Source organism: Neisseria arctica (assembly GCF_022870905.1).
GTDB classification, from domain to species: Bacteria; Pseudomonadota; Gammaproteobacteria; order Burkholderiales; family Neisseriaceae; genus Neisseria; species Neisseria arctica.
In genome coordinates this window covers 970427-992230 of sequence record NZ_CP091510.1, presented here as the reverse complement: position 1 = coordinate 992230, position 21804 = coordinate 970427, and the positions used below count along the sequence as shown (strand labels likewise).

22 protein-coding genes are annotated in these 21804 nt (G+C 48.1%); all 22 read right to left on the bottom strand.

Features of this window, described 5'->3' with window-relative positions:
* Nucleotides 1-12: 12 nt before the first annotated feature.
* The 22 genes from LVJ86_RS04480 to LVJ86_RS04375 all read right to left on the bottom strand — a co-directional run bounded on the left by LVJ86_RS04480 (nucleotide 13) and on the right by LVJ86_RS04375 (nucleotide 21788).
* Complete coding sequence (locus LVJ86_RS04480; RefSeq protein ID WP_082131235.1) at nucleotides 13-4938, bottom strand: TipJ family phage tail tip protein; 4926 nt, start codon at nucleotides 4936-4938, stop codon at nucleotides 13-15.
* A gap of 10 nt (nucleotides 4939-4948) precedes the next feature.
* Nucleotides 4949-5740, bottom strand: a complete 792-nt coding sequence (locus tag LVJ86_RS04475; RefSeq protein WP_047760472.1) for a tail assembly protein — start codon at nucleotides 5738-5740, stop codon at nucleotides 4949-4951.
* A gap of 9 nt (nucleotides 5741-5749) precedes the next feature.
* Nucleotides 5750-6496 carry a C40 family peptidase gene (locus LVJ86_RS04470; protein WP_047760473.1) on the bottom strand — a complete coding sequence of 249 codons (747 nt, stop codon included), beginning with the start codon at nucleotides 6494-6496 and terminating at the stop codon, nucleotides 5750-5752.
* Nucleotides 6493-7212: a phage minor tail protein L gene (locus tag LVJ86_RS04465; protein ID WP_047760474.1), complete on the bottom strand. Its 720-nt coding sequence runs from the start codon at nucleotides 7210-7212 to the stop codon at nucleotides 6493-6495. Before LVJ86_RS04465 ends, LVJ86_RS04470 begins: the two co-directional genes overlap by 4 nt.
* Nucleotides 7209-7544 carry a phage tail protein gene (locus LVJ86_RS04460; RefSeq protein WP_047760475.1) on the bottom strand — a complete coding sequence of 112 codons (336 nt, stop codon included), beginning with the start codon at nucleotides 7542-7544 and terminating at the stop codon, nucleotides 7209-7211. Before LVJ86_RS04460 ends, LVJ86_RS04465 begins: the two co-directional genes overlap by 4 nt.
* Nucleotides 7545-7817: 273 nt before the next feature.
* On the bottom strand, nucleotides 7818-8759 hold the full coding sequence (locus LVJ86_RS04455; protein ID WP_047760477.1) for a YfgM family protein: 942 nt from the start codon (nucleotides 8757-8759) through the stop codon (nucleotides 7818-7820).
* Between the two features lie 75 nt (nucleotides 8760-8834).
* Nucleotides 8835-8993, bottom strand: a complete 159-nt coding sequence (locus tag LVJ86_RS04450; RefSeq protein WP_200900161.1) for a hypothetical protein — start codon at nucleotides 8991-8993, stop codon at nucleotides 8835-8837.
* A gap of 164 nt (nucleotides 8994-9157) precedes the next feature.
* Nucleotides 9158-12544, bottom strand: a complete 3387-nt coding sequence (locus LVJ86_RS04445) for a tape measure protein (protein WP_053008302.1) — start codon at nucleotides 12542-12544, stop codon at nucleotides 9158-9160.
* Nucleotides 12545-12916: 372 nt separating this feature from the next.
* Nucleotides 12917-13306, bottom strand: a complete 390-nt coding sequence (locus tag LVJ86_RS04440; protein WP_047760478.1) for a hypothetical protein — start codon at nucleotides 13304-13306, stop codon at nucleotides 12917-12919.
* Between the two features lie 2 nt (nucleotides 13307-13308).
* Nucleotides 13309-14073 carry a hypothetical protein gene (locus tag LVJ86_RS04435; protein ID WP_047760479.1) on the bottom strand — a complete coding sequence of 255 codons (765 nt, stop codon included), beginning with the start codon at nucleotides 14071-14073 and terminating at the stop codon, nucleotides 13309-13311.
* A 79-nt stretch (nucleotides 14074-14152) separates the two neighbouring features.
* Nucleotides 14153-14935 (bottom strand): Rha family transcriptional regulator, encoded by a 783-nt coding sequence (locus tag LVJ86_RS04430; RefSeq protein ID WP_053008303.1) that lies wholly within the window; start codon nucleotides 14933-14935, stop codon nucleotides 14153-14155.
* A gap of 648 nt (nucleotides 14936-15583) precedes the next feature.
* Nucleotides 15584-16177, bottom strand: a complete 594-nt coding sequence (locus LVJ86_RS04425; RefSeq protein WP_053008304.1) for a hypothetical protein — start codon at nucleotides 16175-16177, stop codon at nucleotides 15584-15586.
* A gap of 317 nt (nucleotides 16178-16494) precedes the next feature.
* Nucleotides 16495-16725, bottom strand: coding sequence for a hypothetical protein (locus LVJ86_RS04420; RefSeq protein ID WP_047760480.1), 231 nt, complete (start codon nucleotides 16723-16725; stop codon nucleotides 16495-16497).
* Between the two features lie 29 nt (nucleotides 16726-16754).
* Nucleotides 16755-17213: a hypothetical protein gene (locus tag LVJ86_RS04415; protein WP_047760481.1), complete on the bottom strand. Its 459-nt coding sequence runs from the start codon at nucleotides 17211-17213 to the stop codon at nucleotides 16755-16757.
* Between the two features lie 48 nt (nucleotides 17214-17261).
* Nucleotides 17262-18170, bottom strand: coding sequence for a phage tail tube protein (locus LVJ86_RS04410; RefSeq protein ID WP_047760482.1), 909 nt, complete (start codon nucleotides 18168-18170; stop codon nucleotides 17262-17264).
* Nucleotides 18171-18199: 29 nt separating this feature from the next.
* Nucleotides 18200-18604, bottom strand: a complete 405-nt coding sequence (locus LVJ86_RS04405) for a phage tail terminator-like protein (protein WP_047760483.1) — start codon at nucleotides 18602-18604, stop codon at nucleotides 18200-18202.
* Nucleotides 18601-18981, bottom strand: a complete 381-nt coding sequence (locus LVJ86_RS04400; protein WP_047760484.1) for a hypothetical protein — start codon at nucleotides 18979-18981, stop codon at nucleotides 18601-18603. The genes LVJ86_RS04405 and LVJ86_RS04400 overlap by 4 nt, the downstream gene beginning before the upstream one ends.
* A 1-nt stretch (nucleotide 18982) precedes the next feature.
* Nucleotides 18983-19342, bottom strand: coding sequence for a hypothetical protein (locus tag LVJ86_RS04395; RefSeq protein ID WP_047760485.1), 360 nt, complete (start codon nucleotides 19340-19342; stop codon nucleotides 18983-18985).
* A complete protein-coding gene (locus LVJ86_RS04390; RefSeq protein WP_047760486.1) occupies nucleotides 19342-19731 on the bottom strand; it encodes a hypothetical protein in 390 nt (129 codons plus the stop codon). The genes LVJ86_RS04395 and LVJ86_RS04390 overlap by 1 nt, the downstream gene beginning before the upstream one ends.
* On the bottom strand, nucleotides 19721-19951 hold the full coding sequence (locus LVJ86_RS04385; protein ID WP_047760487.1) for a HeH/LEM domain-containing protein: 231 nt from the start codon (nucleotides 19949-19951) through the stop codon (nucleotides 19721-19723). The genes LVJ86_RS04390 and LVJ86_RS04385 overlap by 11 nt, the downstream gene beginning before the upstream one ends.
* A gap of 62 nt (nucleotides 19952-20013) precedes the next feature.
* Nucleotides 20014-20970: a major capsid protein gene (locus tag LVJ86_RS04380; RefSeq protein ID WP_047760488.1), complete on the bottom strand. Its 957-nt coding sequence runs from the start codon at nucleotides 20968-20970 to the stop codon at nucleotides 20014-20016.
* 17 nt (nucleotides 20971-20987) lie between these two features.
* Nucleotides 20988-21788 (bottom strand): hypothetical protein, encoded by an 801-nt coding sequence (locus LVJ86_RS04375; protein ID WP_047760489.1) that lies wholly within the window; start codon nucleotides 21786-21788, stop codon nucleotides 20988-20990.
* Nucleotides 21789-21804: the final 16 nt, after the last annotated feature.

Genomic DNA, 21804 nt, shown 5'->3' with positions numbered 1-21804 from the left:
TTCGGCGGCTGATTAATTGTAGTTAAACGTGATTGTTAAAAAATCAGGCACATTAGCCGTTATTCCTACCCCTTGACGCCACCCGTAAACCTCAACTCGGATAGTATGGCTACCAGTGCCAACCTTAAAAACCGGCAATGGAACAACACCAGTTTTGGGGTGACCGGCGGTAGCGTTAGAGCTATCCACGCCATCTAAACTTTCATATACTCTGCGCGGCCTAACTAAAACATCATCAAGATATAGTCTCACATAAGTATTTGTTGTAATGGCATTAGAGCCGCTCGCAGTTGCAAATGATTCAATGGTTTCAATTGCAGCGTATGCTGCCCTTGCATCCACTTTTTCAAAAACATAACTACATCGGTAATCGCTAGTAGTTCCGTATCGATATGTTATTTCTCCTCTTCTAACGGTAATCTGTTCAACTAAAAATCCCTCTATCTTATCTGCCCTAATCACCCCCTCAAATCGACCATTTCGAGCATATAAATCACCTGCTTCATTTACAGTGAATGCCCCGTTACCATTATTGATAGTCGTACTATTCAGGCGTCCGGCATTAATGGTTGGCGCATCCAAAATCGGCGTAGTGATTTTCTGATTTGCCGCGATATGGCGCGCCAAAATGCTATCCGTGGCAATAAAATCACCGTCCAATGCCATTTGCGCCCCACCGCCGGCCTTAGTAGTCACTACGAACGGCGGGCTGATTGCCTTGCTGCTAGGGTTCACAAGTGCCAGCTTATCCGCATACAGCAAGATTTGACTGTCGCCAGTCTGTCCATCAGCACCAAGAGCGAGGCCGCTCGCCACTTTCCGCCCGCCGCTGATTGTTTCAACTTTGAGCGTGTACATGGACTGTACTTTGCCGTCCACGGTAGCTATGGCACTACTATTTTGACTAATGCTTGATTCCGCACTGCCGACCCGGGCCGTCAATCCGGATAGCTGCGTAACCGTTGCCTGATCTTTGGCAGCCTGTGCTGCTTTATAATCAGTTAATGAGGCATCAACAGCAGATACGGCTACATCTAAATCTTCAGGCGTAGCAGACCAGTCCGTTGCCACACCACCCCGCTCAAGCTTAACCGAATGAAAGGCGAACCAATCGGAAGAAGCAAACGTACCATTGGCTGCAATCAGCAGCCGCACCGTGTTACTGGTAAAAGGTGCAGTAAACGTCAACTTAACTCGGTTCCCTAAGCTTGCCGTAATCGGAATTCTATCTAGCCTATGATTTACACCCTCCGCACTATCACGCATTAAATACACATAATTCATGCCTGTTGCCTGGAACCCTGCGGTACCTTGAATATTCATGGATAAAGTGTATTCAACTCCGGCGACCAGCTTGGTTTTTCCTCCGCCAACAACCTGCACCGTGCCAATCTGTGCCACACCATCCGTTTTAACGCCTATGCGGATTAAACGGCGGCCACGAAAAACCGACGACGATAAAGCAGCCGCGCCTGACCAAGCCAGCGGGCTAGTGTACTCACTATCCACCAGCAGGTTTACACCGCCAATATTGTTCAGGCTGGCCGTCAGTGCGTTAAGCTGACTGGCCGTCGCGCGGTCTTTTTCGGCTACGGTTTGCTGTAAAGCAGTGATTCTGGAATCAGTGACAATGCTTAACCGTTGCGCTTCTGCAATTGCTGCATTTTTCGCGGCTTCTGCCTTTTCAGCCGCTCCCGCCACAGTTTCTTGCCTAGTCCAGCCGCCCCATGTAGTACCGTCCACGCCGACGCGCTGCCAAACTAAACCACTATTACTTGATACCGCCCGTTGCGTAACATGAGCCGATGTGCCATAAGCATTAGTTGTTATTACGGTTACCCATCCGAAATTTCCAATGCCTAACCGACCGGCATCAGCAAGCATCTTATAGTCGCCCCTGGCCTTGGCCGCGTACCACGACGGATTTCTTTCATCTAAATTAACGCTGTTATTAACATATTCAACATTGTTTAGACTATCCGCATAACCTCGCCATTCAGCCTGTAATGCCGTACGGGCAATTGCCGCCACTTGGCTGGCATCTGCTTTAGATTCACGCAAATCAGTAATACTGCTTTCGGCATTTCCAACCCGCCCTTTTAAAGCATTGGTTTCGGCTACTTGCGCGTTATCGGCGGCAGTTCTTGCCAATACCTCTTGTGTGATGTCGCTCTCCGCGCTTGCTACTCGCGATGCAAGCGTCTGACGGGCCGATGCTTCCGCCGCATCTCCATCTGCCCGGGCTTTCTTTTCTGCTTCCAATCCCGCAGCAGTTTGACCTTGAGCCGCCGTAACCGTGCTAATCTGCTGCGCCTGTTGGTTATTCACGGTCTCAACCGCAGATACGCGTGTGCCGATTTCCGAGGCCTTAGCAGTCAAGTCAGATGCAGCCTTGTTCGCCGTGGCGCGTATTTCGGCTGCGCGAATTGCCGCTTCTTTAGCCGTTTCCGTCTGCGCTGTTGCCGACATATCGCTGTTGAGTGATTCAATCAGGCTTTGGCTTAATGCAGATTTAGTAATCGCCCCCTGAATCTGCTGCACAATCGGGGCAGGATTATTATCCGCCTGACCTTGTACGGCGGCAGTAAACTCGCCCGCATTACCCGCCGCATCAACAATGCGCACCCAAAAATAAAAGACGTCGGAAATTCCGACGCCTGTCAGGGTGTAGTGATTCTGCGGATAAGGCAGCGATACCAGCTTAGTGGCCGTCTGAATATCGTTTGTTTGGCTATACCAAACTTCAGAGGTCAGACTTGATACTACCGTTTGCGGCAATACCCAATCCAAGCCAATGGCGAATGTTTTCGGGATAGCGCGCAAACCGGTTACGGAATAATTAATACTCCACGCCTTAACCAATGGCTCAGACAGCACGCCGCGGGCGTTTCTGCCGCGTATTTCAGCCTTGTAATCGCCGTTTGGCAGGTTTTCAAGGCGGATTTCAGCCGTTTGAGCATCAGGCGTATGACGGTAAAGCTGCCCATTTCGATAAATTTTAATATCGTAGGTCAGCACTTGGCCGCTGGCAGTCAGGTTATCCCAACTAAGCACAACCGCATTACCGTCTGTTGCCAAATCACCATTAATCAATACCGGCTCTACGTTATGCAGAGTTGTGATTTCACGATCAAAGCTCGCCCATTTGTCTACCGCTGCGTATTTTTTCGGATCATGCAGCAAAGCGGAAATGGTGTAAGTACCTTCTTCCGTATTTTCTTTAATGCCAATCGCACGGTATAAGCGCGGCTTGACTTTACCGCTCAATGCCCAGCCGGTCTGTACTGATACGCCGACTGCCGATTCAAGCACTACCTGATTGGCAGCCGGCTGCTGTACTACTTTGGTAGATTTCAGGCCATCCGCATCACTGTAATAAAACAGCGCGCCTACACTATCAATAACATCTCGGTCTAGTGTAACGGTCGTCCCGTCCACAGCTTGCACGCGGCCAGACAGCTCGGCTCCTGCGTAATGGTTGTCCATCACCTGCACGATGTCGTAAGGCAGATGTTTCAGACCATCACGGCCTACCTCAAAAGACACCATGTTTTGCTGGCGCAATTCTGTTTGCAACACCCACGCACCAAAGCGGGCAGCCTGCCCGCGAGAATCGCAACCAAAAGCGGTTATTTGCTTAATGTTTAGGCCATAGCGGGCAATGGCATCATTATCAGCCACATACTCGGTTTTCGTCCGATAGCTATCGTTTTTATCGACATACTGGACGTGTACGGCAGTATGGATAGATTTATAAGCCGCGCCGGAATAAGTAAACAAGCCGTCTTTAACGTTACTGTTGTTATACAAGGCCACCGGATCGGCGTCGGCATCCATTACCACAGATACTTGATTGCCGTTCCATAGCGGCAAACCTGTAAACACGCTGGCAAGGTTCGTTAAAAACTCGCCCGCCTGCGTAACGTCAGTAATGTAGGCATTGCAGACAAAACGCGGTTCTTTCCCGCCAAAACCATCATCCACCAATTCATCGCAGTATTTGGCTACCTGATACAACGCCCATTTATCGACATCGGCCAATTTCAGACGGCGTGCCAGCGTGCTAAAACGCGCTTGAGTAAGCACGTCATAAAACACCCATGCCGGATTGTTCGTCCACGCGGTTTTAAAGCTGCCATCCCAAGTACCGCCGCTGTAAGTACGGGTTTCCGGGTCGTAATTACTCGGCACTTTTACCAAACGACCTTTAAGCAGATAGTTTCGGCGCGGAACATTGTTACCGAACTGATCCGAATCAATCGCCAGTGCAGCAAAGGCAGTGTGCGGGTAGCTCAACTTGGCATCGATAATTTCAACGTAAGATGCGAAAAAGGTGTTATTACTGATTTTATCGGTTGTGCTGTCCGCAGTAACCCGTACTACGCGGATATTAAACGGCACGGGCGGAAGTTTGTTAAACAGCACGTCTTGATAATATGCGCCGCTGCCCTTTTCCTTAAAAGTAACCGTTTTGGCCGCAACTACCCCGCTATTGCCCACCAGCTCAATGCGCAATTGGGTAGTGGCCGCCACCGAATCGCCGTTATCTTTTACGCGCACATTCCGATCAACGCCTACGGTTACGCGCAACCGGTTAACCAAATCATCCGATACCGCACGCACAACGGGCGTTGCTTTTTTCACCGATGTTGATACGGGTACAGTACGCTCCGATGCGTCAAAGCCCGGAACATAAGTTTGATCCTGGGTACCGCGCTGGAAAAAGCCGACAATACCCTTGAAGTTGTAGCTGTTGTCGGCATTCTGCACGGGCGTATCATCTAAAAACACGCTTTTAAAAGGCGCACTATCCCCGTTAGCAAAACCCGATACAACACCCTCTGAAATCGCATCAATAATCCGCAACGATTGCGCGCTTGATAAGGTATTTGGTGCTTCGTACGGCGTTGATCCGCCGCCGCCTGATTGTCCACCCATCTCTACACTCCTACTTTACTGTGTACGACGCCTGATAGTTTCTAGCGCGCACGCTGTCGTCATTAAAATCGGTTTCGTATTTCTGCCCGTTCGGTGCAGTTGCCGCCACGCCGCGGGTATATGTTTTTTCCATGCCAAGGGTTAAGTCCACCGCCAGCGGGTCATTACCGGTAGCATCTACCCCCGCCGCCTCGGCCACCATCTTCACAACGCTGTTGCCCGTGCTGATGGATTTGCTGTCAGCTCCCGTTTGTATGCGGCGCGATTCAACGCCCTGCGAAATGACGCGGCTGCCGCAATAGCAAATTCCATAGGCCAGCGGTACCGGCCTGCCTTGAGCCGCCGTATTACTCAAGTTTGAAAATGATGTGTTTCGGCTTGATTCAGCACCGCTACTCGAATCAAAATCAGGCTGCTTAGTCAGCATTTGGGCAACGCCGCCAAGAACCATGCCTACCCCTGCGCTTACTAATACTTGACCGCCATAAGCCCATGTAAAATAACCTACAACAATTAAAACAACCCCGATAATCGTTTGTAATGCGCCATTCCTGCCTGCACCGGCCACACGCGGCACAATATGCAACACGCCCGAATCAGGCTGTTTGAAAGTATCCCGAATGCTATCTTCACTGTGGTCTTGACGCTTAAACCGCACCTGATACACACCATTGCGGATATATTCGCGCAAACCATCAATCTGGGTGAAAAGCGCATGCAACGCTTCTGCCGGGCTTTCCGCATGCAAATTAAAACGGCGGCCATACTGTCGTAGGTCGCCGTACAAACATACTGTAATCATTCCAATACCTCATGTGCTAAATGCTAAATCATTTTCAACTGCCCGAATCATTTCCGGCTGCCAATCAGGGCAACGCCAAATAGAATGCGTACAATCCCGCCAATAGCCGTTATAAGGTTCGCGGCGGCTTAAATGGTTGTAGGCATGGTGCAGAATTTCACCATGCCCTAGGTAAAACGCGGCATGGTTTGCTTGTCCGCCCAATGCCGTCAACACCACATCGCCCGGCTGTAAATCGGCAATATCAGGCACGCGCTTAAAGCCAATCGCTTCAAGATGCTTTTCCCAATATCCGGCAGCTGCGTCAGCGTCCATTTCCGTACGGGCATGATCGGGCAAGTCGATACCGGCCAACATAAAAGCATCGCGCACCAATGTTCCGCAATCCGCCTTGCCGTAATCGAACAAGCGACCGCGCAAGTGCGGGCAGCAGCGGAATATCTTCACTTCGCTGCCGACAACCAATACCCAATCTACACCGCTGCCGATTTGCATTTGCCGGTCAGCCCCTGATAAAAAAGGTTCGCCGTTCGGGTGTGAATGCGCCACCGCCACAATCTCGCCCATTTCGGCAGCCGCCAACCACTCGTCCGCCGATATCTCAAAAGTTTCAGCCGGATTTTCCGCCGTGTTTTCACAAGCTACATAAATCTGCTTTCTCCCTGCCATAACGATCAGGCCGCAAGATTCATTAGGAGCCGCCTCTTCCGCATGGCGGCGGATTTGCTCAACTGTTTTTTTCGTTAAATTAATCATGTAGTCACCTTGTCCGAACTTGGGAAACCGCCAAACGGCAGCACGGCTACCGCACCGAAACGCGCACGGCAGCCGGTTAATGTGCCGCTGCAAGCATCTTTGGCAGGGTCTCTTGTGGGCATATCGAAACGGTCTGCAACCGCCCGCCCGGTATAACCGCAACCCTCACCCCGATACTGCCAGCAGCAAATGTTTGCCAACATAATCCGTGCCGGGATAATCGCGCCGTCTGCTTCAGACGGCATTGCCAATTCAAACGTTGCAACTTCCGCCGTCATGCTCGCCAGTCGCTCGACTACAAACTTACTTACGACTTCCTGCGTCGGATCGGCAGCCGTGTTGCCCGCCTGAAAATTCACGGCATCTAAAAACTTGGCGCACACTTGCCGCCGGATAACGGTAACGCCGACAAACTGATTAAACCGCTCTGCCGCTCCAGTTACAAAGCCAAGCAGATTGGATACCGTTAGCGTTGGCCGGTTGCCCGCGCCTTGAGATGACAACTCAAAACCGTCTGCCTTGATTGGGTACGGATCATACGCCTGCCCCTGCCAAACAACCGCGGTTCCCTTTTCGTTCATGTGGTTACAGAAATAAAAGACCTCGCCGCCAAGCTCCCGAAAATCTACCTGCCACAAATCAAGCAAAGCGTCTTGCTCACTGCTTGAAAGCGTTTTAATCATCTCGCCAGACATCTGCGCTATTCTCGGGTTCATGCGAGTACCTCCTTAAAAGTAAAGCTGATTTTCCAAACATCCGCGCCCTGCGGCGTCGTGTTGTAGCCGTCTACGGTAACGCGTAAATCAGCCGCACCATCACGCCGCCATATAAACGATTTCACCCCTGCACGGGCATTTAAAAATGCTTCAATCGCATCGATTTCTGCTTTGTAACCGACTTTCGATACCTGCCAGCTTTCGGTTTTCTTCCGCAATCCCTTGGCCTGCCGTTGCTCGTAACCATCGCCAAACTGCACGGTTCTGACAGCAAACTTCACCTCTCGGCTGGTACCGGATATATCTACCGGCCATTCAAAAATATCGCTCATAATTTTTTCCAAGAAATGCAAAAGCCCCGCGTTTGCGGGGCTTTAAAAAGTGATGCCAACTAAAAAATGAAATACGCTACTATGCTACAAATGATGGCAGCGGTTATTCTGCCGGAAAACCGGAATTTATCCCTTGCTTCCCATTTTGAAGCTCCGGTTAATTCCCGGTAAATATACATTCCGCCGTAATAAACGGTATAGTCAATAATAATAAACAAAACACACAATTTCAATAAATTAAACAATGGAGCCATTACTATTTCAATCATTACTTTATCCCCCACTTAAAACTAAATAAACCAGTGCAATACCAGATAAAACTATTAATGCTCTTAATAGCCTATTCATTACCTTATTCACTTTTGGCGGGTGCGTTTTGGCGTACTTTTCTCTATGCCGTTCAGCCAAAACCTGTTGCCGTTGCCTTTTGGCATTTTCCAAGAAAAAATCTTCGCGCTCTTGCTGCTGCCGCTGCTTCTGTTCGTTCGACGATATATCGTTTTCGCAAGCGAAAATCTTAACCAACCTAGTCGGCTGATATGTACCTTGCTCTATTCCAAGCCGCCGATAAATGGCCTTAGCTTTGTTTTTAACACCAACCTTGCCATTTAGGTACAGGGCATCGGTGTATGCCTGTAAGGCTTCTTCATCCTTGCCTAGCTTTTCCAGCAGCTCGCCTTTTACGCGTAATGCACTGGCTCCCCATGTTTTGCCATGATATTCATGTATCAGCTTGTTAAAGGCTCTATCCATCGCATCGCACATTTTCTGCATGGCTTCAGGGCTATAGTCATATTCTTGCAGATACCAATCAGCGCTATAAATTAAATCCGTGCCGGCCTCTTCCAGCATCTTTTGCAGGTATGCCCTACGCTCAACCAACTTTCCGGCAAAGTCTAATTCAAAAAGGCCGTACTGATATTTGGCAAATAGTCGGTCATCATCTGTAAACTGGAAGGACTGTATAAATCCGCCCTCTGTATAGCCCTCAAAGATTTGCTCACCACAAGGCAGGCTGAAAATAAAGGTTTTGCCCGAATCTTCGTGCGAGCTATTGGCAAAGTTTGCTACCCAGTATTTACCTGAACCGGACAAGCAATGTTCCAATATCAACGCACCGAATGTTGTTTTAAAAACAACCTTGCTGCCGTCTTTTATCGTAACGTGCGTTTGTAGCCTTTTCCCAATTGTTTTAATGTTGACTTTTAATGGCATTTTTTATACATATTCATAAGGTGAGTAACTATGTATGTTAATGCAATATTTATTTTTTTGGAATATGTAAGATAGTTATTTGTAGAACTGTGCAATAGCTGCTAATAAAGCCGCCATCCCAGTCAAGGTGGCAAATATGATTGCTGCATTTGCCAGTCGCTTACCGACAATTCCTGCATCTTTAGCATTCATCTTTCCATCTACCTTTACTTGATGTTTTGGTTTATAATTCATCTATGATTTTCCCTTAGTTCAGTAAGGTTAAATACAGAAACCCCGCAAGACCTGCCCAAGTCTGCGGGGTTTTGCTTTGGTCTATGCCGCTATGGTGGCACACCAAAAATCCGTGATGTGCATCTTTTGAAACTCACCATAACGACACCAAATTTCTTTATTCATCAACCACGATAATATTTACCTCCCGGCCTCGCGATATTGCTGTAAGCCCACTCTTCAATTTGTCCTTTAACAAAAGATGCCAATGCCTTGCCGGTTTCTATGTCACTTTGAACATCAGATTCCGCCGAGCCGTCTCGGTTTACGGTAACGTTTATCACGGTGTTGCCGCCCAATCCCTGCCCTTTAGCAGATGGCTGCCCGACAATTCCGCCACTCGCGTAACCGCGCAAACGCATAGCTTCAACACGATCAACACCGCCGAAACGCCGCACATCTTCTTGCGAGAAAACCACTTCGCCACGATGCACGATACCTGCCGGCTCGTACTTTCCGCCCGGCCCTGTATAGCCACCGTCGGAATATGTTCCGCCGACTTTGATAGATGACCAATGCCCGCCGCCGCCGGCATCAAAGTAACCACTTCCACCGATTGCGGCTTGTAAAGCTCGAACCAAGGCCATGCGGATCAACATACGGGATAAATCTTTTAGTATGCTGGCCGTCATGTCTTTAAAGCTAAGTTTCCCAGATGTCGCGAAATCAACTAAAGCGTTTTCCATCGTACCTAGAGAGCCGACAACCATATCTTCAACCTGTTTGCGAACCGTTCCGATTTGGTTTTGATAACTCACAATTCCATCCATCGCGCCGCCCAAATAGTCATTCGGGTCTTTCATCTGATCAGGCTTTGGAAGTTTCAATACAGCTAACTGGTACTGCTCCGCACTGATTTTTCCCTCTTCCCATGCCTGCGACAACATAGCAACTTTCACCTGATATTCTTCAATAGCTTTACTACCGGTGATTTGCTCGATCAGCTCTTTATATTTTTCAGCCACCTCGTTTTTCTTCACCGCTTCATCACGGATTTTGGCCTCGTTTAGCATGGCTTCTTGCTGTTTAGGCGACAAATCGGCATACATACCTACTTTGATTTGCGCTTCAAGGCGGGCATACTCGGTTTTCACACCCAACGTAGCGACTTCTTCGCGCATCTTTAAGAGATATGCGTCATACTGCCGCTGCACCATCTCCATTTTTGTCTTAGCCTCATCCTCGCGCTCTCGACGCTTGGCTTGGACTTGGCTCATTTCATCAGATGCTGCCTGTGTGCCGACAACCTTGCGAAAATCCCGCAAATTGCCTTTTGCATCACGGTTTTCAATATGGGCATGAGGGCCGCTACTGGTTCCGCTATTCCCGGACAACGCTACAACTTCTCCCGCCTTAACACGTTGGCCGCTCTTGGCTAGAAACTCGCTCAAATGGCCGTACAAGCTGCTGCTGCCGTCGTCATACTGGATTTTCACATACAGACCATAGCCGCTCTTACCGCCGTTCTGCATGTGTGTTGTAACCGTTCCGTCTGCCATTGCTTTTAACGGCGTACCTACCGGCATCGCGACATCTACACCCCGGTGATTGGTCGATGCGCCTTTAATACCGGTATTGCGCGCACCCATGCCGCTGCTGATACGGTAATTACCGCTATAAGGCGATTGATAGGCGGTTTTTTCTAAAATCTTCCGCTGCTTTTCAAGCTCGGCAGTTCGGGTTTTGGTTTGTTTTGTCGCTGCCCTTTCCGATTCATTCCGCTGCTTTTCGATATTAGCGATTTCAGACTGCACCTTTAAGGCAGCTTCGGCTTCTTTCCATGCCTTAAACCTAGCCATAAATACAGCATGATCGCCGCCACCAACCGCCGCCGTCTCTGCCTCGGCCATACGCTTGGCAACCGTTTGAGGTACGTTGTGCTGCTTCATCAATTCCAACACTCGGGCATTGTTTCGGTCAGCACTCGCCCAACGGTCAAATAGCTTTTGTGTTTCCTCGTGGGCAGCCTTAACCTTTGCAGCATAGTCGTCCAGTTTGTTAGCCAAGCCGTCAACACCGGCACCCGCCTTGCCGGCGGCATTCTGCATGTCGGATATTTCGCCGTTCAGATATTTTTGCTGTGTTTTTAAGTCCTCTGCGCTTACTCGGCCTTTATCATAGGCACTCGCCAGCTCCATCACTTTCGCACGGGTCTTTTCAGAGCTAACGCCATGATTCAACATGGCGGCGTCTAGATCATCAATGGCGATCTTGCCGTCTAAAAACTGCTTAATCACACCATCAAGCGGCTTGTTATGCTCCCATCCGCCACTTAATCGTTTACGCAATGTTTCCATTGCTTCAGAAACTTCTTCTGCAGCTTTGCCAACTTCCTCAAGCTTAAGTTCCTTGCCGCGCTTATCTAGCTTATCAAACTCTTTTTGTAACTCTTTCAAAGCCGGATTGGTACGACTATCAATCTTTGCCGCCAAATCTTCATTGCTATCCACAAAATGATCGTAAGCGGCGGCGGCGCCAAAAACAGCCAATGCTATACCGGCGGGGCCGGTTAATGCGGCTTGCACTGCAACCAATGCGCCGCGCATCGTAAATAGTGCCGTACTCGCACCGCCGGCAGCCGCCGTAACTGCAACCAAGCGCGGGGCAAGCATTGCTAATCCGCCGGCAGTTGCGCCAAGTGCCAGCGCGTTAATATTGCCAGCCAACAACGAAATACCGGCAGCCAAAACAGATGATGCACCGGTGGCCTTATCCATCTCACCAACCCACTTAGTAAGAGCATCGCCGAACATTGCAAACGATTGACTTACTGCCGCCGTGGTTTTAGCAAAATCAGAATCTACCGATGACGACACGCTTAATAACGCTTGTGTTACCGTTTCTGCTGTTAACTTGCCATCAGCCGCCATTGCCCGCAGCTCGCCACGGGTAACGCCAAGACCTTTTGCCAATGCATCCATAACCGCAGGCGTTTGCTCTGCCATTGAGTTAAACTCGTCGCCACGCAACACGCCACTTGCCAACGCTTGACCAAACTGGAACAAGGCAGCTTCCGCACCAGCGGCCGAAGCACCTGACATCGCAACGGCCTTGTTAACAGTTTCAGTAACCCGCGCGACATCTTTCATTGACAGATTCAGCTTATCCGCATTCTGTGCAAATCGCTGATACACCTGAACCGTTCCATCCCACGATCCGCGCGTACGCTGTGCAATCTTGTAGGTTTCGTCTATCGCCGCATTCAGCTCTTCCGTTGAATCGGTAACAAGACGCAAGCGGTTTTGTAATCCGGTATAAGCATCCGCCCGGGCAATACCGTTCTGTACCAATTGGAATGACAAATAAGACGCAGCAAGCTGCTTTACAGACCGTGCCATCGCGTCCAGCTTACCGGTTTGCGCATAGGCATCTTCGCCAAGCTGCCGAACCTTGGCAGATGATATTTGTCCGTTTTCAGTCAGCCCTTGCAGCTCTTTTTTCAAGCGCGCAATTGCCCGTTCGGCATGTTCCGCGCTGATTTCCACTACTAAGCGTGATTTCTGTTCGGCCATATTCCAACTCCAATAAAAAAGCCGTCTGAAAAATAATCAGACGGCCTACTTCAAGGCATAAATCAAAGGTGTAACCATCAAAGCAAGCAACCCTGAGGCTACCAACAACACGGCAATGCCAATGCAAGCGCGGACAAATGGGCTTGTGTACATTTCCAATTTCATACCCTCCCTAGGGTGCAATTCCATTTTTGTTTTGCTATAATCTTTCCTATTCATTGACTTACTCGTATTAAGTTAATGTAGAAAAGCCCTGAAAGATTCCCGCCTTTCAGGGCTTTTTGCTATCTGTTATCCATAAAAAAGCCGCCTGTTTCAGACGGCGTAAAAAACCCCGCATCAGCGGGGTTTTAATAAACCAATATTAGGCTACTAGGCAGTTTTATTTGATTCATCACATGCTTTTTTCAAGCTATTCAAATCCTGCATACCCATTTGGCAATGATATTGATGTGTTTTTAACTCTGCCTGCCCCACATCTTTTTCCAAATGGTAATCAGCAAGAATTCGCTTGGTAATAGCTGCTTTCAAAATATGCCCAACAGCTTTTGCCCTGCGATCTTGATGCCCTTCAAAAAAATCACGCACCTGTTTATGCTTACTTTCACCACCGTTAAAGCAGAAGCCATTTTGTTCTGCCCATTCAAGTGCATCATGATACAAAGCATAATAAGCTGCATGAATACCACAACGGCGTGCAACTTCATCGGACGCATTAGACTGCTTTTTGGAAAAATCAATTAGGTCTGAAGGCTTAATCATGATTAAGCCTCAATTGGCAAAATATTGACAACAAAATTGCTTAAATCAATACCTTTCTCATTAGCAAAATCAGCTAATACATTATCGCATTCGTATTGATATTGTGCGATTTCTTCCGGTTCTTGGCCATCAAGCAGAACTGAATAAACATGGAAATTCTCACCATCTTCACAAAGATGAGAAGTTTCTATATGGTTAAGGCGCTTATGAATACCTTTACTGTGCAGAAAAGACAAAATCTGTGCAATCAAACCAGTAAGCTCTTGCTCCTTCATGGAGAAATCCTCCAAACTTTTTAGAGTTGCCCGCTCAGCAGTATCAGGAACTTCGTTGAGCTTTTGCAACAACTCTATGGCTGTTTGCCCTTTTTTATAAAAACCAAGCCTCGCAGCATGGGATATCATACATCTAAGTTGGAATGGGTTGCTAGGATCTACCGTCTCGAATGCAGCCTCAAAAGCCCTTCCCGCTTCATGATATTGACCAACATATTTAAATGCCGTCATAAAATTCATATGCGTAATAAGGCAATCATTAAGATAGTGTTGCGCTTGTCGATAGCGCGATGCGATTTCATCAGGCTTATTTTCCAAGCCGGTAATCAGCCCATAAAGCACATGCCCCAAACCAACGCTCTCAGAAAAAACACTCTTAATAACGTCTTGTTTTAAGCGTTGTATTTGAAGCGGCAAAACCGGCTTATCTTGCTCGTATAGCGCCTCAATTTTTCTAAATAATTCTTCAGATTTCGTTTTTGGCTGTATCATAGTTTAGCTATCTTAACCGTTAAAGCTATACTTGTAAACTTTCATAGCAAACCCCGCTTTCACGGGGTCTTTGCCTTATTTAGTTAGTCTTTTCCAGCCGTGCGTTACTTGGCCGGAAAGACTGCATTTCGGTGATTTTTCCTGTTTGCACTTTGATAAAGTAGACTTCTTCGTTGTCGTCAAACTGCTTAATGTTCAGGTTTAGGGTGTACTTCACGCGCCGTCCGTTGACAACCTCAAAGTTTGGCTTTGGTTCGCGTGGTTCAGGCTTTGGCTCCGGTGTAAATAGTTCGGGCGCATTGTCGATACTGTTCAGATACCTTATGGCCGTGTGGTACATCGAAAACGGTATGTTGTGGTAGCTATCCACGCCTAAGTAATCATGCAAGCCGTGATACACTTTTTGCCAGCTTTCGCCCGTGCGGCTGCATCTTGCCAATACCGCCTTGCTGATTTGTGCCGCCTGTTCCTCGCCGATAATGTGCGGCAACTGAACCGGCTGCGCTTCCAACTGCTTAATCTTCTCGGCCATTGCATTAAAGGCTTCGATATAGGCTACTTTAATAGCCATTGCATCTTTACCCGTGAAGCCCATCACCAAGAGCATAAAGCCGTCTTTGGTTAGTTCGTAGGCTCTAGTTGTATAATGCCCATTGCCAAGGTTGCTTTTTACTTTTTTCTCTAGCGGCGCAAAATTGCGCTTCTCGAAAGAATCAACGACTTGCGTGCGAATTTCATCAATTTTACGCAAAACGTCTTTATGGTTTTTGCCAAACGCTTTGGCGATAAATTCACTTGTAGTGATCGGGGTGGAATGATGGATTTGCACGAATTGTGCAAAGTCGATACTGATTGCGTTCATGATGTTTCCTTTACATATCTACGAAATTTACCCAAATGGGCGGCCAAGAGGTTCGTAGCCCTGTAAAAGAAGGGTGGAGTTATTTCCCCTGTGGGGTATTTTATTCCTCGCCCTCTCGGCCATAAAGGAAACGGTCATGATATTGAGGAGAGAGAACCATGACACATTATCTATGGACGCAAAAAAATCACGCTTACGGGGTGATTACCGCTTTTACATAAGGCTACGACACCTCATGCGCGCAATATACCCAATCTTTTTATTTTATGCAATAAAAAATCCGCACTAGGCGGATTGGGCGGTCGAGAGGTTCGAAAGCCCCCCACAAGATAGGCTGGAGTTATTCCCCCTGTTACGGGGTGTTGTATTCCTCACCCTCTCGACCAAAAGTGTATAAATTTACCTTCTTCGGCTTGGCCTGCTTCGCGTATGAGGTTTAACGTAAGTTCCATCCTTACGATAATAGCCTTTTACTCTAACAGGTTTATAAGTGCTACCTTCATAAGTAGATGATGACCAAGTTCCTGAAGACCAGCCAGTATCCACTTGATGAGGCGTAGTATTATAAGAATTATGGCTACATGCATTTAATAGAAATAATATTGGCAACGCAATGGCTATTAAAAATTTATTCATTTTATGACAACCTTACTTATTAACCATACTAGAATCGTAGTAAATACGTGTGCCATTTCTACAATCTACAAAACTAACAATTCGATGCGGATATAAGCTTCTTTCCGAAAATGCTACAAATTCAACTACATCACATTTCCCTGATCGTGCTGCATACGCTGCCGCAGCTTTATCATTGGCAATAATTCTTTTAACTCCATCTGCCCCCCATTTCGCATATAGCTTTGGAAAGGCTGATTCCGGGTATGAACCTATTGCATTATCCTTAACAATGCCAGATGTGGAACGCGTTCCACAAGAATATAAACCGTATGTCAGCAACAACCCTAAAATTAATATTGTCCAGCCTACATTGGCAATGGACTTATCCTCAGGTTTAGCATTTTCCAAATTTATTTTAATGATTCCCAAAAAGTCATCATTATTTTCAATAGTAAGCGTCTTATACTTTTTCAACGACAAAACGATGTTCCCATCGCTAGAAATCGAATAGCCAACAACATCAGTAGCCAGTCGAATGCTCTTTTTATCAGCCTTTATCATAATGTTGTTGTATTCATATTCACCTGCTGCCAACTCACCCGAAATCACTGTTATTTTCTTCATCTCGCCCCCATTTGTTAAAGTGAGTAAAGCTAAATTTTAATACAATTGGGTAAGTTTTGGAATAGACGGTTACGTTACAACCGCCCCCTATTCTTTCCATGCGCGAATAATCTCTGGCAACCGCCAAATCAATATCAAGCACCCGCAAGCCAATGCAACTGAAAATAATCCATATTCCACAATTAACTCCTTGATGGAATTAAAATATATGTTACAATCCATACAACTATTCAATCTTTCTGTGTCAAAGGTTTGAATACAGAAATACCCGAAAGCTGCGAACTTTCGGGTATTTTGCTATGAAACTAAAATAGACTTTATTTTTTCCGCATACGGGCAAGCTCCACGTCGTCAATAGCGAAAATCACACGGTTCAGAATGCTTCTGCTTACCGGCATATCCTCGCATTCAGCGAAAGCGGTAATATCAACCAAGCGCAACGGTAGAGCTATACCCTGCTCATACCGGCGCGCCCGGCTGATTTGCTCAAAAGCGAAAAAAAACCAATCGGCAAGATACGAGTATTCAGGCTGCTTCGGCGGCTCCATGTTGAGATACTCGTAAACCTTGCGTTTTTTTAGGCTTTGGAAACCACCGGTTTGCCATTTGTACCATTCAACGGCTTTTTTACCAGTTCGTCCCGGTCTTTATAGGCTTCAGCCTGAATTGCCTCAGCTTGCTCTTTAATCCACGCCCACAGCACCAAGCCGATTTGTGTTTTAGTCAATACTTCGTAGGCGGTTTCCGGGCTGTATTTAATGGCATTGCCATCTGCATCTTCAACACCATCCCAATCTACCAGCAGATAACGGGCAACGGCTTCGGCGTCTTTTTCCAAAAACGGGCGGGCGTCATCGGCGATATTATCAATCGTTACGCCATCAGCACGGGTTCCGATTTGATTGCGCTCGACCGCTACTTGGTAACGGCTATCTTCGATCGGTTTAATCAAAAAGCGGGCAAGTGTTTCGTCGCCATCTTTATAATCTACCCAGCGGGCTTCGATTTCCTGTTTCTTCTTCAGCTTTAAGGCCATGTTTTACTCCAAAATTAAAGCCCCGCCGATTAAGGCAGGGCTATCAGGTTATGCGGTAACGCGCTTGAGGATCGGCGATTGGTCTTGGACGGTGTATTCAAATTGCGTAGTCAGCAATTCTTCCGCTCCACCACTCGGCAGCGAACCGTTAATCGTTACAACTGGTAGGCTTAATTCATAACGATTGCCGGCACCGTCGCCAAACGGGATTTTCAGGGCAATTTTACCGTTGTTGAATTTCTTCTCGTACAGCTCGGCTGCTTTCGTACTCCAAGCCACGGTAAACGATCCGGTTACTTTGGCCTTGCCCTCAAGCTGCTTGCCAACTGCCAAGCCGCTGCCTAGGCAACGTTGCACCTGCAAGCCGTTATCCAAGTTAAAGCTGAATGCGGTTACACAGGCAACACCTTTCAGTGATTGGCCGTCAACAGTCAGCTCACCAACACCCACATTGGTAAATTCTTCATTCAGCACGGGCGGCGTAATAGTTCCGGCCGGCACGCTATTAGCTTGCGAACGATTCAGCCCGGCCATGCCGAAAGTCATCGTTACCAAGCCCTCTTCTGGAATTTCCAATGCGAAATTGGCAACATGTAAGCCGGTAAATGTTTGGTAGTTGGCAATGTCCGTATAACCGCGCACTGCGCTGAATGTTTTTCGGATAGAACCGATTGCAAGCGTTTCAGACGACCAATTATTAAAAAACGCCGCTGCCAACAAATCATCATAAGTGGCGAATGCCGCGTTTACCTGAATATCGCCGGCCACTTCCATACTTGTCGGCAAGCCGCCGCGGCCCAATCGACCATCTGCGATTGTGTCCGAATCAGTTTTATTCACGGTACCGTCAAGACTGGATGTCTTAAATGGTAAAGTCAGCCACTTTGGTGATGCCGGCGTAGTACCGGCAACGGTTTCGGCCACAATATAAAGGACTTGTTTTGCGCCTGAACTCATAGTTTTTACTCCAAATAAAAACCGCCCATTCAGGCGGCTGTTTTAATCAAAAAGGGAATGTTTACGTTTTTCTGATAGTAGGCTCCGTTTTCCGTTTCGCCCACATCAATCACTTCAGCAGCTTGAAGCTCATATCCATCAGCAAAATGCCACTCTAACAGGCCAACAAGCGCATCTGTAAGCTCGTCAAGCGGCTTAGTGTACTCTTCCGCACAGGTGAAGCACTGAAGCATGATTAAGCCGGTTCTGCGCGTACAAGGACGGCTGCCGAAACCGGAAAACACACCTTGCGCACCGCTAAATCCTACCCGTAACCATACGCCATCAGGCGGCCGGAAAGACTTACTGTTCGGTACGTCCACTTGGGCATCATTAACGATGCCTGCTCCCAAGATTAGAGATAAAACCGCCTGCTTAAACTGATATTCCGTCATTTATAAGCCTGCACTGCGTAGTTAAAGGACACGGCGTAAATACCATTAGCCGCCTGCTTACTCCAACCGTTCTCAAGCCGCGTTGCATAAGGTAGATTGGTTTGGATATAGATTTTTTTAATGCCGCCAACCGGCACGCTATTGATAACAGCAACACCAGCTTGAAATGTTATCGAACCAGCCTTGTCTAATGCGGTTGTTACCGTGTAATCAGGATTGCCGACACTTATAATGTGGCTTCCCTTAAATCTGCCTTGGTCGACCGGTGAATTAAAAACTATGCTGCGAAAGCAAGTAATCGCAAAACCCCTAACACGCTTGTCTACATCTTCGCGAACCAAGTCTGAAAACATATCAGGCATCTTATCCCATGCCATATCAAGCCTTTCTGTATTGCAGCTTCCATGTCGCCCGCGCGGGGTCTTGCCACACAAAAATCACCTTGCAATAACCATCGCCGAAGTCGATTAAATCGCCTGATTGCGGGATAGTGTCTATTTCAGACTGCAAGATGATAGCTTTACCGTCTGTCTGCGGGATGTTCAGCGCGGCGGCCTCACGCGCTCCCCACGACAAACGGCAGACCCCGCGCCCGACATACTCTGTTGTCATCTCGGTAAACGTGCCGCGCACCTTATCCGCCGTCTTTTCAACACGCTTTAACGTCAACGGCTGCGTAGCATCAGCCAGTTTCCCGGATAAGGCGGCGGCCAGTTTCGCTTGAATCGTAGCTTTCATTACATCCTCACCAGCGGGACAACAAATGGATTGCTACCGGCAATGCCGATATAAGGCTTAATTAAAGCCTCGATAATCTGCATCTCTGCGGTTATCAACTTGGCCGACGCTGAAAACGATTGCGAAACACTCACTGAATCGGCTTGCACGGTTTCGGCCAATAGCCCGACTTGCTTGTCCGCGTAGAGCTTCCCTGAACCAGCCAAGACAGCCAGTTCCGCACCAGCCTGCTTCACGGCATCAGGCACTTCACCACCGAAAACAACACCACGGCTTGTCAGCCATAAATTAGCCAACATAACAGAGCGTTCGGGTGATACATCAGTCCACCACCCACCACCCATCCGCTCGCTGACATCGGCAACGGTTATATAAACGTTAATCGCCATCTTCCGGGCTTTCGTCTTTTTTCATTGCATCGGCATATAGGGCTTGCAATTCTGCTTTTTTCGCACCATCAGGCACTTCTACGCCCAATTCAACTAAAGCGGCTTTCAATTCTTCCACTGTTTTAGGTACCGGCTGTAATTCTGTCTGCAATTCTGCTTGCTCGCGCTCTTTAGCCTCTGCTTGTTCACGGCGCATGCGGTTAAATGCTGCTAATCCCATATCATCATCCTCAAAAAATAACCGCCAACCCCGAAAGATTGGCGGATATAAAAAAACCGCTATTAAGCGGCAGTTACTTTGTGCTTCAAGGCGACAATGCGGATGGCTTTAGTGTCGTACACTTTAGACCAGTTTGTCTTAGTCGCCAGTCCAGCATTATCAGGCGCGATACCGGCCGCACCTGCCCACTTAATACCGCGCGGGTGCAAGATAAAGTGGCGGCGGTTAATGAAGACATCTTCACCTGCCAAGCTGTCACGATCGGTTTCAACCGGCACAGGTGCGGGAACTTCCGCATAGCCGATTGCGCCGGCACCAAACAGGTATGTAGTGTAAACACCGCCCTCGTTAGGCATGCCATCATCAACAATGATGCGCTTATCCATGTAGGTCTGATACAGGATGACGCCGTCTGCGTCGCGCACCGTTTCGATCAAGCCTTGTTTTGCCAACACCGCAGCAGTTGCAGAGTGCATAGCAATAGCGGTGATTTGATTCACCTCATCACCCAACTTATAGGCGGCGTCCACAATCGCCTCGCCGCCAATTACAGCAGCCGCACCGGAACCACCTGAAATGTTGTGAATATTCGAGGCCATGGCATCGACTGAAAACGCACCTTTCAGTGACGCCAAAAGCATTTTCTGCATTTGGCGGTTCCAGTAATCAGCGGACAGATTAGCGATCACCCCCATAGGGTCATCACCACTTAAAGCAGTAGCCAAATCATTCACCCCCCACGCTTTACCGCGCGCATGCAAGACGGCCACGTCTTTCCCGGCTTCGATATTAGTAGGAGTAAGCGATTTGTTGTCAGCCAATACCTCACTATCGCCGTCCAAGTCTTTCCAGTACGGCAAGACAATGCCGGCACCGCCACGCTGTGCAATCAATTGCGCTTCCGGAATATCAGAGATGATGCCGCTTTGAAATAAAGCTGATTTTTCGCGCGTGCGCTGAATGGTGTACTTGGCAAATACTTCAGGCACAATCACATTTGCAATTTTTGTTGCTGCCATATTTTCAGTTCCTTATCTTAAATAGTTTGCCCTGCTTGAGCTGCCAGTTGGCGCGCCAATTCAGGATTTTCACGATAAATCTGGCCTTGTTCAGTCAGATTAAAAGTTTCTTTCTTCCACGGGTTTTTCTGCCCGGGCTGCGAGCTTCCGCTGCCACGCGCCCCCGCACCTTGAGGCATTGGGAACCAGTGCGGCGCAGATTCCTGCATATCACCAAACCACTCTTTTAAAGTGAGCGGCTTGCCGTCCTTGCCGAAAACACCGTCTTTCGCTACGGCATTGCCGTCATCGTCAATATCAAACACGGTTTTGGCACGGAAAATCGCATCTTCAAAGGCTGTTTTGTGAATACCGGCTTCCGAACCCGCGGCACGAATCGCATCACCAAGCACACGATCGGTGAACTTGGCCGCACGCGCTTCGGCTGCTTCGACTTTAGCGGTCATTTCAGCCAACTGTTTCTCATGCGCGGTTTTCATGCGTTCGGTACGCTTATTCAAAACCTCGTCAATCTTGCCCTCGGCAATCAACTTGGCTTCTTCATCATCCGAAAAACGCTGCAAGATGGCTTTAACTGCTGCCGGGTCAATGCCGTCAAACTGCGCCAACTGCTCCTTGAGCTTTTTGTTGTCGCCGATAACTTCGCCGTTCTTCGCTTTCAGGCCGGCTACCGCTTCATTCAAACGCTCTGAAACCAGCTTTTCCACTTCTTCGGCGGTGAATGTTTCAGGTGGCGTACCACCTGCACCACTACCCACACCATCTTCATGGGCAGTATTGCAATAACCGTGTTTCATTACCATGTTTTGATATTTCATTTTGTCTCCTAAAGAC

What these genes read in the sequence shown, in the direction of transcription:
- LVJ86_RS04480 (WP_082131235.1), bottom strand. Translation starts at nt 4,938, where the DNA reads ATGGGTGGACAATCAGGCGGCGGCGGATCAACGCCGTACGAAGCACCA.
- LVJ86_RS04475 (WP_047760472.1), bottom strand. Translation starts at nt 5,740, where the DNA reads ATGATTACAGTATGTTTGTACGGCGACCTACGACAGTATGGCCGCCGT.
- LVJ86_RS04470 (WP_047760473.1), bottom strand. Translation starts at nt 6,496, where the DNA reads ATGATTAATTTAACGAAAAAAACAGTTGAGCAAATCCGCCGCCATGCG.
- LVJ86_RS04465 (WP_047760474.1), bottom strand. Translation starts at nt 7,212, where the DNA reads ATGAACCCGAGAATAGCGCAGATGTCTGGCGAGATGATTAAAACGCTT.
- LVJ86_RS04460 (WP_047760475.1), bottom strand. Translation starts at nt 7,544, where the DNA reads ATGAGCGATATTTTTGAATGGCCGGTAGATATATCCGGTACCAGCCGA.
- LVJ86_RS04455 (WP_047760477.1), bottom strand. Translation starts at nt 8,759, where the DNA reads ATGCCATTAAAAGTCAACATTAAAACAATTGGGAAAAGGCTACAAACG.
- LVJ86_RS04450 (WP_200900161.1), bottom strand. Translation starts at nt 8,993, where the DNA reads ATGAATTATAAACCAAAACATCAAGTAAAGGTAGATGGAAAGATGAAT.
- LVJ86_RS04445 (WP_053008302.1), bottom strand. Translation starts at nt 12,544, where the DNA reads ATGGCCGAACAGAAATCACGCTTAGTAGTGGAAATCAGCGCGGAACAT.
- LVJ86_RS04440 (WP_047760478.1), bottom strand. Translation starts at nt 13,306, where the DNA reads ATGATTAAGCCTTCAGACCTAATTGATTTTTCCAAAAAGCAGTCTAAT.
- LVJ86_RS04435 (WP_047760479.1), bottom strand. Translation starts at nt 14,073, where the DNA reads ATGATACAGCCAAAAACGAAATCTGAAGAATTATTTAGAAAAATTGAG.
- LVJ86_RS04430 (WP_053008303.1), bottom strand. Translation starts at nt 14,935, where the DNA reads ATGAACGCAATCAGTATCGACTTTGCACAATTCGTGCAAATCCATCAT.
- LVJ86_RS04425 (WP_053008304.1), bottom strand. Translation starts at nt 16,177, where the DNA reads ATGAAGAAAATAACAGTGATTTCGGGTGAGTTGGCAGCAGGTGAATAT.
- LVJ86_RS04420 (WP_047760480.1), bottom strand. Translation starts at nt 16,725, where the DNA reads ATGGAGCCGCCGAAGCAGCCTGAATACTCGTATCTTGCCGATTGGTTT.
- LVJ86_RS04415 (WP_047760481.1), bottom strand. Translation starts at nt 17,213, where the DNA reads ATGGCCTTAAAGCTGAAGAAGAAACAGGAAATCGAAGCCCGCTGGGTA.
- LVJ86_RS04410 (WP_047760482.1), bottom strand. Translation starts at nt 18,170, where the DNA reads ATGAGTTCAGGCGCAAAACAAGTCCTTTATATTGTGGCCGAAACCGTT.
- LVJ86_RS04405 (WP_047760483.1), bottom strand. Translation starts at nt 18,604, where the DNA reads ATGACGGAATATCAGTTTAAGCAGGCGGTTTTATCTCTAATCTTGGGA.
- LVJ86_RS04400 (WP_047760484.1), bottom strand. Translation starts at nt 18,981, where the DNA reads ATGGCATGGGATAAGATGCCTGATATGTTTTCAGACTTGGTTCGCGAA.
- LVJ86_RS04395 (WP_047760485.1), bottom strand. Translation starts at nt 19,342, where the DNA reads ATGAAAGCTACGATTCAAGCGAAACTGGCCGCCGCCTTATCCGGGAAA.
- LVJ86_RS04390 (WP_047760486.1), bottom strand. Translation starts at nt 19,731, where the DNA reads ATGGCGATTAACGTTTATATAACCGTTGCCGATGTCAGCGAGCGGATG.
- LVJ86_RS04385 (WP_047760487.1), bottom strand. Translation starts at nt 19,951, where the DNA reads ATGGGATTAGCAGCATTTAACCGCATGCGCCGTGAACAAGCAGAGGCT.
- LVJ86_RS04380 (WP_047760488.1), bottom strand. Translation starts at nt 20,970, where the DNA reads ATGGCAGCAACAAAAATTGCAAATGTGATTGTGCCTGAAGTATTTGCC.
- LVJ86_RS04375 (WP_047760489.1), bottom strand. Translation starts at nt 21,788, where the DNA reads ATGAAATATCAAAACATGGTAATGAAACACGGTTATTGCAATACTGCC.